The sequence below is a fragment of the Bradyrhizobium sp. MI1.11 genome (genome assembly GCF_055811255.1).
On the sequence record NZ_JBVVPM010000110.1, the window covers coordinates 1 to 10,056 of the forward strand.

Annotated in this window: 9 protein-coding genes and 1 tRNA gene; 1 reads left to right on the top strand and 9 read right to left on the bottom strand. The window is 64.0% G+C overall.

What is annotated here, in order from left to right; translation table 11 throughout:
• Positions 1 to 150: 150 nt before the first annotated feature.
• The gene (locus AC0L30_RS41725) at positions 151 to 621 is read right to left on the bottom strand and encodes a type II toxin-antitoxin system RatA family toxin (protein ID WP_473406692.1); all 471 of its coding nucleotides are present in this window, start codon (positions 619 to 621) and stop codon (positions 151 to 153) included.
• 6 nt (positions 622 to 627) lie between these two features.
• On the bottom strand, positions 628 to 1,584 hold the full coding sequence (gene lipA / locus AC0L30_RS41730; RefSeq protein WP_007591147.1) for a lipoyl synthase: 957 nt from the start codon (positions 1,582 to 1,584) through the stop codon (positions 628 to 630).
• 130 nt (positions 1,585 to 1,714) lie between these two features.
• On the opposite strand from lipA, the gene AC0L30_RS41735 reads away from it, so the two are divergent.
• A complete protein-coding gene (locus tag AC0L30_RS41735) occupies positions 1,715 to 2,317 on the top strand; it encodes a DNA-3-methyladenine glycosylase (protein ID WP_473406693.1) in 603 nt (200 codons plus the stop codon).
• Positions 2,318 to 2,319: 2 nt separating this feature from the next.
• On the opposite strand, the gene AC0L30_RS41740 is transcribed toward AC0L30_RS41735, so the two are convergent.
• From AC0L30_RS41740 to AC0L30_RS41770, 7 genes are all read right to left on the bottom strand, one after another.
• Positions 2,320 to 5,196 (bottom strand): valine--tRNA ligase, encoded by a 2,877-nt coding sequence (locus AC0L30_RS41740; protein ID WP_473406694.1) that lies wholly within the window; start codon positions 5,194 to 5,196, stop codon positions 2,320 to 2,322.
• Between the two features lie 153 nt (positions 5,197 to 5,349).
• The gene (locus tag AC0L30_RS41745; protein ID WP_007591154.1) at positions 5,350 to 6,123 is read right to left on the bottom strand and encodes a PopZ family protein; all 774 of its coding nucleotides are present in this window, start codon (positions 6,121 to 6,123) and stop codon (positions 5,350 to 5,352) included.
• A 306-nt stretch (positions 6,124 to 6,429) separates the two neighbouring features.
• Positions 6,430 to 7,830, bottom strand: a complete 1,401-nt coding sequence (locus AC0L30_RS41750) for a TolC family outer membrane protein (RefSeq protein WP_007591156.1) — start codon at positions 7,828 to 7,830, stop codon at positions 6,430 to 6,432.
• Between the two features lie 214 nt (positions 7,831 to 8,044).
• The gene (locus AC0L30_RS41755) at positions 8,045 to 8,707 is read right to left on the bottom strand and encodes a protein-L-isoaspartate O-methyltransferase family protein (protein WP_007591157.1); all 663 of its coding nucleotides are present in this window, start codon (positions 8,705 to 8,707) and stop codon (positions 8,045 to 8,047) included.
• 136 nt (positions 8,708 to 8,843) lie between these two features.
• Positions 8,844 to 9,023: a hypothetical protein gene (locus AC0L30_RS41760; protein ID WP_007591158.1), complete on the bottom strand. Its 180-nt coding sequence runs from the start codon at positions 9,021 to 9,023 to the stop codon at positions 8,844 to 8,846.
• 176 nt (positions 9,024 to 9,199) lie between these two features.
• Positions 9,200 to 9,274 (bottom strand) — tRNA-Asn (locus AC0L30_RS41765).
• A gap of 134 nt (positions 9,275 to 9,408) precedes the next feature.
• Complete coding sequence (locus tag AC0L30_RS41770) at positions 9,409 to 9,777, bottom strand: hypothetical protein (protein WP_007591185.1); 369 nt, start codon at positions 9,775 to 9,777, stop codon at positions 9,409 to 9,411.
• Positions 9,778 to 10,056: the final 279 nt, after the last annotated feature.

Here is a 10,056-nt window from a genome sequence, read left to right on the forward strand (position 1 = left end):
GGAGGACGAGAGTTGTTGGAGAGTGTCGACGCCGCCTCCTCAGTCATTGCGAGCGGAGCGAAGCAATCCAGCATCCCTCAGTGGAAAGGCTCTGGATAGCTTCGTCGCAAGGGCTCCTCGCAATGACGGAGGAGAGAGCGTGCCCGTCCACTACGACGACGCCAGCTTCCGCCGTCCGTAGATCGCATCCGCTCGCTTCTCGAACGCGATGGAAAATCGCGCGAACGCGGCGTCGAACATCGAGCCCATCAGGAGCGCCAGCATGCGGCTCTTGAACTCGTAGGCAAGGAAGAAGCCGACATCGCAAACGCTCTCGCCTTTGGGCTCGAACGTCCAGCGGTTTTCCAGATTACTGAAGGGACCCTGCAGATATTCGACCAGGATCTTCAAATTGGCGTGGTCGAGCGTCACGCGGCTGGTGAAGGATTCCCTGACCAGCTTGAACGACACCGTCATGTCCGCGACCAGCACCTCGGTGCCGTCGGGTTTCGCCATGCGCTGACGGACCTTCAGCGCGCTGCACAGCGGCACAAATTCCGGGTAGCGCTCGACGTCGGCGACCAGGTCAAACATCTCGGACGCGCTGTGATCGACACGGCGCTTGCTCGAAAAATTGGGCATGGCGATTCAGCGGGCGCTTGCTGCCCGCGCGGCCTTCAGTTTCGCAAAATCCTCGCCGGCGTGATGCGACGAACGGGTGAGCGGGCTCGCCGACACCATCAGGAAGCCCTTGGTGTAGGCGACCTTCTCGTAGGACGAAAACTCGTCCGGCGGCACGTAGCGCATCACGGCGTGATGCTTGCGGGTCGGCTGGAGATATTGCCCGATGGTCAGGAAATCGACGTCGGCCGAACGCAGATCGTCCATCACCTGCTGCACCTCGTGGCGCTCCTCGCCGAGGCCGACCATGATGCCGGACTTGGTGAAGATGGTGGGATCGAGCTCCTTGACCCGCTGCAGCAGCCGGATCGAATGGAAATAGCGCGCGCCGGGCCGCACCGTGAGATAGCACGACGGCACGGTCTCGAGATTGTGGTTGAACACGTCGGGCTTCGCCGCGACGACAACCTCCAGCGCCCCCTCCTTGCGCAGGAAATCGGGCGTCAGGATCTCGATCGTGGTCGAGGGGCACGCGGCGCGGATCGCGCGGATGGTCTGGGCGAAATGCTCGGCGCCGCCGTCGGTGAGATCGTCGCGGTCGACGGAGGTGATGACGACATGGGCAAGCCCGAGCTTGGCCACGGCCTCGCCGACGTTCTGCGGCTCGGCCGCGTCGAGCGCGTTCGGCATGCCGGTCTTGACGTTGCAGAAGGCACAGGCGCGGGTGCAGGTGTCGCCCATGATCATGAAGGTCGCGTGCTTCTTGTCCCAGCACTCGCCGATATTCGGGCAGCCTGCCTCCTCGCACACAGTATGCAGGCCATTGGCGCGCACGATGTTGCGGGTGTCGGCATAGCCGCGGGTGTTGGGCGCGCGTACGCGGATCCAGTCCGGCTTCGGCGGCGAAGCGGAATCGGGCCGATTCACCTTTTCGGGGTGACGTGGGCGCAGCGGGTTCGAGATGGTATCGACAATAACGACCATGGGGTGTCCGGTCTGACCAAGTCCTACCTAGTCGGTCTCGCCGGGCATCGCAACCCGGCTCGCCCCGCTTCAGGGAACATGGCAGATATGGGCAATATCCTGCTCTGTTCTCTGGCGATTCTCACCTCGAATGGCTCCAGTCTCGAAACCTTCCACACCCCGGCTCGGCAAAGCGCTGAAGCGTGCCTTTTTCGCACGCAGCGTGCACGAGGTCGCGCCCGACTTGATCGGTGCAACCATGCTGGTCGACGGCATCGGCGGGATCATCGTCGAGGTCGAGGCCTATCATCATACCGAGCCGGCGGCGCACTCCTACAATGGCCTCACGCCGCGGAACCAGGTGATGTTCGGCCCGCCCGGCTTTGCCTATGTCTACCGCTCGTACGGCATCCACTGGTGCGTGAACTTCGTCTGCGAGGAAGAAGGCTCGGCCAGCGCCGTGCTGATCCGCGCGTTGGAGCCGACCCATGGTATCGCCGCGATGCGTCGGCGGCGCCATCTCCAGGATTTGCACGCGTTGTGCTCGGGCCCGGGCAAGCTGACCGAAGCGCTCGGCATCACCATCGCGCACAATGCCTTGCCGCTGGACCGTCCGCCGATCGCGCTGCATGCGCGGACGGAGGACGTCGAGGTGGTGGCCGGCATCCGGATCGGCATCACAAAGGCGGCCGAGCTGCCCTGGCGCTATGGCGTCAGGGGTTCGAAGTTTTTGAGCAAGCCGTTTCCGAAATAAGCCTACGACGCCTGCTTGAGCCGCTCCAGCGCCTCAAGCAGCTTGGCTTTGCGGGCCAGCGCGGCCTCGCGCTTCTCGCGCTCCTCCTCGACGACCTCCTCGGCTGCGTTGGCGACGAATTTCTCATTGGCCAGCTTGGACTCGGCGCGCTTGATGTCGGAATCGGCCTTCCCGATCTCCTTGTCGAGACGCGTGCGCTCGGCGGCGACGTCGATCACGCCCTTCAGCGGCAGCGCGGCCACCTCGCCGCGCACCAGGAGCTGGACCGCGCCGTCGGGCGCACGGTCGGCGAAGGAGATATCCGACAGCCGCGCCATGCGCTTGATGACGTCGCTCCAGCGCGGCGCGCGCTCCTTCGTCTCGGCCGAGGCGCCTGCGAGCACCAGCGCCGTGAGGGTCGCCGGCGGGATGTTCATCTCGGCGCGCACCGAACGGATTTGGGTGACAAGGTCGATGACCCAGCCGATCTCGGCCTCGGCGGCGGGATCGGTGAAGTCGGCATGGTCGAAGATCGGCAGCACCCAAACCGGCGAGACGAGCGCATCGGTCGGCCCCGTCGTCGCCGCGAGCATCGCAAGCTGCTCCGGCGTCGGCCCGGCCGGCTTCAGCGGCCACGGCGCCAGCGCGAGCAGACCGTCGCGCTTGGCCGTCACCTCCCACAGCTCCTCGGTGATGAAGGGCATGAAGGGGTGCAGCAGTTTCAAGATCTCGTCGCGCGCCCATGCCACCATGGCGCGGGTCTCGGCCTTGGCAGGGCTGTCGGGGCCGAGCAGCACGGGTTTTGCGAGCTCGAGATACCAGTCGCAATAGACGTTCCAGACGAAGCGGTAGATGCTGCCGGCGGCGTCGTTGAAGCGATAGGCCTCGATCGCCTCGGTCACCTCGCGCGTGGTGTGCGCGCTCTCATGCGCGATCCAGCGGTTCAGCGTCTCCTTGACCTTGGCCGGCTCGAAACCCTCGGGCACGGCGCAATGGTTCATTTCGGCGAAGCGCGACGCATTCCAGAGCTTGGTCGCGAAATTGCGATAGCCCTCGACGCGGCTGGTGGCGAGCTTGATGTCGCGCCCCTGCGCGGCCATCGCCGCAAGCGTGAAGCGCAGCGCATCCGCACCATATTGGTCGATCAAGCTGAGCGGATCGATGACGTTGCCCTTCGACTTCGACATCTTGGCGCCCTTCTCGTCGCGGACGAGGGCGTGGATGTAGATCGTCGAGAACGGCACCTCCTTCATGAAGTGAAGGCCCATCATCATCATGCGGGCGACCCAGAAGAAGATGATGTCGAAGCCGGTCACCAGCGCGTTGGTGGGGTAGTAGCGCTGCACTTCCGGCGCGTCCGCGGGCCAGCCGAGGGTCGAGAACGGCCACAGCGCCGAGGAGAACCAGGTGTCGAGCACGTCCTCGTCGCGCGTGATGAAACCATCACGCTTGTTGCGGTCGAGCGCCATCTCGCGGCCCTGCTCGACCGTGATGACTTCCTGCTCGACGTAATAGCCAAGCGCGTGGCTGACGGCCTCCTCCTCGGTCTCGGCGACAAACACCTTGCCGTCGGGACCGTACCAGGCCGGGATCTGGTGACCCCACCAGAGCTGGCGCGAGATGCACCACGGCTGGATGTTCTCCATCCACTCGAAATAGGTTTTTTCCCAGTTCTTCGGCACGAACGTGGTTTCGCCGGAACGCACTGCCGCCATCGCGGGCTTCGCCAGCGTCTTGGCGTCGACATACCATTGGTCGGTCAGATAGGGCTCGATCACCGTGCCGGAGCGGTCGCCATGCGGCACCATGTGGGTGTGGGGCTCGATCCGCTCGACGAAGCCGAACGATTCCAACCGCTCGACAATGCGCTTGCGCGCAGCAAAGCGATCGAGCTTGTTGAACTCCTCGGCGAACTGCGAGGCACCTTCCGGCAGGTCGCGCAGATAATCCTCGTTCTCGAGGAGATCGAGGCAACCTTCCTTGTCGATGACACTGATCCGGGCGAGGCCATGGCGATTGCCGACTTCGAAATCGTTGAAGTCGTGCGCCGGTGTCACCTTGACCGCGCCCGAGCCCTTCTCCGGATCGGAATAATCGTCGGCGACAATCTGGATCTTGCGGCCGACCAGCGGCAGGATCACGTTCTTGCCGACCAGCTTCTGATAGCGCTCGTCGTCGGGATGCACGGCGACGCCGCTATCGCCGAGCATGGTCTCCGGGCGCGTGGTGGCAACGACGATGAAGCTCGAGGGATCCTCGGCGCTGAAAGTCTTGCCCTCGATCGGATAGCGCAGGTACCAGAGGCTACCCTTGACCTCGGTCTGCTGCACTTCGAGATCGGAGATAGCAGTGAGCAGCTTGGTGTCCCAGTTGACCAGCCGCTTGTCCTTGTAGATCAGGCCGTCGCGGTGCAGCTCGACGAAGACCTTGACCACGGCCTTGGAGAGGCCCTCGTCCATGGTGAAGCGTTCGCGCGACCAGTCGCAGGAGGCGCCGAGCCGCTTGAGTTGGTTGATGATGGTGTCGCCGCTCTCGGCCTTCCACTGCCAGACCCGCTCCAGAAACTTCTCGCGGCCCATCTCGCGACGGCTGGGCTGCTGGCGCTCCATCAGTTGCCGCTCGACAACCATCTGGGTGGCGATGCCGGCATGGTCGGTGCCGGGCTGCCACAGCACGTCGCGGCCGCGCATGCGCTCGAAGCGGCACAGGATGTCCTGGAGGGTGTTGTTGAGGGCGTGGCCCATGTGCAGCGAGCCCGTCACGTTCGGCGGCGGAATCACGATGGTAAAGGGCACTGCGTCGCGGCGGTCCGGGCGGCCGGCCTTGAACGCAAGGCTGTCCTCCCACACGACGGACATGCGGGCTTCGATATCGGCGGGCTGGTAATTTTTCTCGATCATGGCGCTGTTAGAAAGCCGCGCACGGGGTCCAAGTCAACGGACAAGTCAACGGAAAGGTCAAAGGAAAGCCAGGCGGCAGCAGGGCTTTCCGATCCGGTCGGGAGGCAGAATATGACCCACAAGCGGGGCTTTATGAGGGCTCTGCGGCCCGATCTACCTGCCGCCGCGCGATACCCGCTCGATTTCGGCCTTCACGATGCGTTCGACCAGGCCGGGCAAATTGTCGTCCAGCCAGGATTTCAGCATCGGACGCAGCATCTCCTTAACCAGATCCTCCAGCGTTCGCGCATTGCTGCTGAGCACCGTGTGGGCCAGGGAATTGAAGGCGGATTCGACCGCGGAGACCGTCGATTGCGCCAGGATCGGCTGTTGGAGCGGCAATGGCGGCGCATCGAAGTCCACCGGCGCATAGGATGCCGGCGTCGGACGCGGCGGCGGCGATTCGGCGAATTCGAGATCGTCGCGCGGCTCGACCTTGCGGAAGCTCGGCGGCGGCGGAGGCGGCGTCGGCTCCATCGCCAGCGCCATATCGTCAGTCAATTCCAGCACGTCGGGCTCAGGTTCGGGCTCCGGCTCGGGAGCACGGATTTCCGGCGCAGCCGTGGCCGTGTCGAGGCCCGCCAGCAGCGCGTCGATATCGTCCTGATTGTTGGATGCATCCGCCTCGGGCGCGGGGGCCGGCGGCGGCGCCGGCTTTGCGGCTGAAGGCGGTACGGGCTTCTCGGCGGCCGGTTTGGGCGGCACGACCTTGGATGGCGGAATATCGTTGATCGCCTGCGGCTTCGGTGGGGCGGCGGGGGCGGCAGCTTTCTCGGACTTGGCAGCATCCGCCGGCGGCGGCTTGGCCTCATCATCGGCAATGATGCGCCGGATCGAGGCCAGAATCTCCTCCATCGAGGGTTCTGTGACCTTTGCAGGCTGCGTCATCTCCGACTCCACATCATCAACGCCCTCGCATGCGTTGTTTTACACCAAGCACGACAGGATTGGCCGGTTCCGGATGGCTGGCCCGACATTTTCGTCACGGCAGCCCGACTTGTCCCCAGATGACGGCTCAACGTGCAGCGGTGCGCCCCTGCCCTCGGCACCTCATGCTTTACGCACACGGCATCGGATGCAGAGCGAATCGACCCGCATCTTCTTGGCAAGGCTATGTCAGGGATTTTGATGATTGCAAGCAAAGCACCGGTCGGCTTCGGCTATTCGCGAGGCCGACCGGATGACTACGGGACTCTAGCGTCCGTCTGGCGTGCGTACGCCGGCCCAGCTGTCGCGGACCTGCTGGTAGTGCACGCTGGGATCGTAGACCGTGGTGTTGAGACCAAGCACCTGCGGCGCCAGACGACCGACCGCGTTGAGCACCGAATAGGACGCCACCACGCGGTCATGCTGGGCAGTGACGAGCGCAACGCGCGCGTTCACCAGCGCTTGCTGCGCATTGAGCACGTCGAGGGTGGTGCGCTGCCCGGCCTTGGCCTCTTCGCGCACGCCGTTCAGCGCGATCTCGGACGCCGTGACCTGCGCCTGCGCGGACTGCACCTGCGCCTTGCCGGCTTCCAACTGGCCCCAGGCCTGCACGACGTTGGCGCGGGTCTGATCGCGGGTGGTTTCGAGATTCAGGCGCTGCTGCGCCAGGTTCTCTTTCGATTGGCGGATCAGCGCATATTCTGTGCCACCCTGATAGATCGGCACAGCGACTGTCGCGAGGGCGGACGCGGAACTCGTTCGGAAGATCGTCAGCTGCTGCTGGTAGGCTGTGCTGGCAGTAGCCGCGACCGTGACCGTCGGCAGCAAAGCGCCTTCGTTGATCTTGACCTGGAGGTAGTTGACGTCGATGCCATACATGGCAGCCGTAACGTTGGGATTCTCGACAAGGCTGAGACCAACGGCGGAGGCGATCGTCGCAGGAAGGAAGCGATCGACCGGCGAGCCGGGGGCGAGGGCCGCCGGCTCGTTGCCGATGATCCGGCGGAAGTTCGCGCGCGTCGTCGTGAGATTCGATTCGGCGGTCAGGGCCTGGGTCCTGCCGGCAGCCAGCTGCGCTTCGGATTGCGCGACGTCCGTGCGCGTCACCTCGCCGACATTGAAGCGATCGCGCGTTTGCTTGAGCGTCTGTTCGAGCACGCGCACGTTGCTGCGCTGAACTTCGAGCGTGGCCGAGTCGCGCAGAAAATCCATATAGGCCGTGGCAGCCTGCAGCAGGACCGTCTGCTCGAGCACACGCAATGCCTCGCGGGAACCCGACACCTGGCTCTCCGCGACGCGCGTCCTGTTGGCGGTCTGATTGCCGTTGTAGAGTGTCTGACTGACGCTCACGCTGGCGCTGTTGGGCTGAAGCAAGCCGGAGATCGACTTGGGGGTGGGGGGGACGACATTCTGCGTCGCCTGGACGTCCTGATATTGATACCCGCTGCCGAGGGTCACATTGACCTTGGGCCGATAGCCCGACAGCGCCTGCGGCACGTTCTCGTCGGTCGAGCGCACCTGGGCGCGCTGCGCGTTCAGCTGCGGATTGTTCTGATAGGCGCGCACCAGCGCAGCCTCGATCGTATCCGCCAAGGCAGGCGTCGGCCCGGCAAGCGCCAGCAGCAGGACCGAAACCGCTGCTCCGGTGAAGAACTTCACCCCATGCATCCAAAAATTCCGTTCATTCTAACGCCCGGCTCGTGCCCGCGAGCTGGGTTACCGTCTACGAGTGGAGTCGTTGCCCCGCCGCAACATAGGACGCGGTCAAGCGCGACGGAACTACCTGAGGGTGGTTCTCGGTGGAAACTCTTCACGTGCAGCATCCCGGCCACACTTCTGATTCAGAACGGGATTTTAACGGGCCAAAGCCGCTATCGGGCCGTCAGAACACGAAGGCGGCGGCTCGTTCCAGCCCGGGAAGGACCGGGGCCGCGGCATCGAACAGCGCCCGATGGCCGAATTCGCCGTGAGTATGGGTGACGATCATGGCTCGCGGCGGCCTGGATTCGGCCGAGACCCCCAACAGGCGCCCACCCTCCTTGAGCTGCCCGAGCAGCCCTGCCGGCGTCACCTCGGTGGCGCCGTTGAGGACGATCACATCATAGGGGCCGGCAGCGGCATCACCCTCGGTGCAGGCCGCGGCCTTGCAGGCCACGTTGGCGAGCCCGAGGGCGGCGAAGGCGTCCTTGGCCTTCGCGGCCAAGGCCGAATCGCATTCCGTCGCGGTGACCTGACGCGCAAGCTTGGCGGTCAGCGCAGCGAGATAGCCCGTGGCGCAGCCGACGACCAGCACGTTGTCATCCTCGCCGATCTCGGCGGCCTGGAGCAACTTGCCGGTCAGTTGCGGCTTGATCAGGAACCGCTTGGCGCCGCCCTCGCTGACGTCGAGATCGAGGTCGAGATACGCCAATGCCTGCCGGCTGGCCGGCACGAAGGCCTCGCGCGGAACCGTGAGCATGGCATCAAGAACACGACGGTCGGTGACGTCACTGGTGCGCACCTGGCCATCGACCATTTTTAGGCGCGCCGTCGAGAAAACGGACATTTGCGGACCCTGCAAGGCGGACGATGCCGCGGACGAAAGTTGGCGGCATCTTTGGAACAGGCCCTGCGAAAACGCAACATGGCTTTGGCCCGCGAAACGGGCCCTTCCGCAACTCGCAACGTCGAGGGTGAGCCGCCTATTCGATCGTGACTGCGAGGCGGCCGATCAATGCGGCGACTTCATCCAGCCGTGCCGAATCGTGGGTCTCGACCGCCCGCGCGAGACAGGCGAGGCATTCGTCATCGCTGAGTTCGGGGATGTCCGCCGGCAGAATGGAGGGAGCCAACGGGGAACGGTCGACCTGGATGTCTCGCATGGGAATCAGCTCCGTAAAGGACCGGCGCCTGGAAGCTCGATTTCAATTGAGTCGTTTTGGCGTCGCGGCGGAGGATGCGGGCTCGCCACGGTACACATCTAATTGAGAATTTGCCGCAACGAGATCGCATCCCAGATCAGAGTCTGGACGCAAACCATTGACGATGAAGCGGAATTTGGCTCCCCGGGCTGGATTCGAACCAGCGACCATCCGATTAACAGTCGGATGCTCTACCGCTGAGCTACCGAGGAAAAGGGCGAACCCGTCGTTCGCGCGCGGCTGCGTATAACAAAGCCGCTTGCGCTTGCAAAGGACGAATTCGCCATCTCGCACATTGCGGCGAGGAAGGGCGCGTGGCCCCTCCTCCGCCTGGCCTCAGGTCAAGTTACTCGGCGACGAACGAAGTGGTCTTGGTGCCGGAATCGTAGCGCAGCCGAAGCGCGGTGAACTTGCAGAGGTTGACGTTCTTCCAGAGCACGGTCTCGTCATAGTTCTGCCAGTCGACGCGGACGTTCCAGACGCATCCTTCGTCGTCATCGTCGAACTCGACATAGGTGCTCGCCTGGTTCTGCAAAACCTTGTCCAGCTCGTTGTCCCATTCGTCCATGCCATCGTCCGGGGCGTTGAAGCCCAGGAATTTGATGGCATAGCCGGTCTCGTTGACGACAGTGACGTTGCGCGCGTCAGCCGCGAACGACGGCGCGGCGGCAATCGATAGACCGATCGCGATCAGTGCAGACAGAAAATACTTCATATGAAATTCCCCCGATCGAAACGGGCTTTCGGTGCCTGACGTCGATCGGCGCAGGCGCCGCGGCAACCAATGGTGTTGCCTTGGAGGATTCGTCGGAGGCGCAATCGAAAGGTTCAAGACGCGATCGATCCGCCTCCGGCTCTCTGCACGACGCGAGACGCGCAGCGAGCCAATTCTTACCGATTCGAATTCTCCGCAGCAATGAACCGGCATTCATAGATCGGCGCGGCTTGTTGTCTCCGGCGCGGGCGCCGGCGCTGCGCGCTCAATATGATTCTT

Excerpts from the sequence above, each read along its gene's own strand:
- AC0L30_RS41725 (WP_473406692.1), bottom strand. The coding sequence starts at position 621 with ATGCCCAATTTTTCGAGCAAGCGCCGTGTCGATCACAGCGCGTCCGAG.
- lipA (WP_007591147.1), bottom strand. The coding sequence starts at position 1,584 with ATGGTCGTTATTGTCGATACCATCTCGAACCCGCTGCGCCCACGTCAC.
- AC0L30_RS41735 (WP_473406693.1), top strand. The coding sequence starts at position 1,715 with ATGGCTCCAGTCTCGAAACCTTCCACACCCCGGCTCGGCAAAGCGCTG.
- AC0L30_RS41740 (WP_473406694.1), bottom strand. The coding sequence starts at position 5,196 with ATGATCGAGAAAAATTACCAGCCCGCCGATATCGAAGCCCGCATGTCC.
- AC0L30_RS41745 (WP_007591154.1), bottom strand. The coding sequence starts at position 6,123 with ATGACGCAGCCTGCAAAGGTCACAGAACCCTCGATGGAGGAGATTCTG.
- AC0L30_RS41750 (WP_007591156.1), bottom strand. The coding sequence starts at position 7,830 with ATGCATGGGGTGAAGTTCTTCACCGGAGCAGCGGTTTCGGTCCTGCTG.
- AC0L30_RS41755 (WP_007591157.1), bottom strand. The coding sequence starts at position 8,707 with ATGTCCGTTTTCTCGACGGCGCGCCTAAAAATGGTCGATGGCCAGGTG.
- AC0L30_RS41760 (WP_007591158.1), bottom strand. The coding sequence starts at position 9,023 with ATGCGAGACATCCAGGTCGACCGTTCCCCGTTGGCTCCCTCCATTCTG.
- AC0L30_RS41770 (WP_007591185.1), bottom strand. The coding sequence starts at position 9,777 with ATGAAGTATTTTCTGTCTGCACTGATCGCGATCGGTCTATCGATTGCC.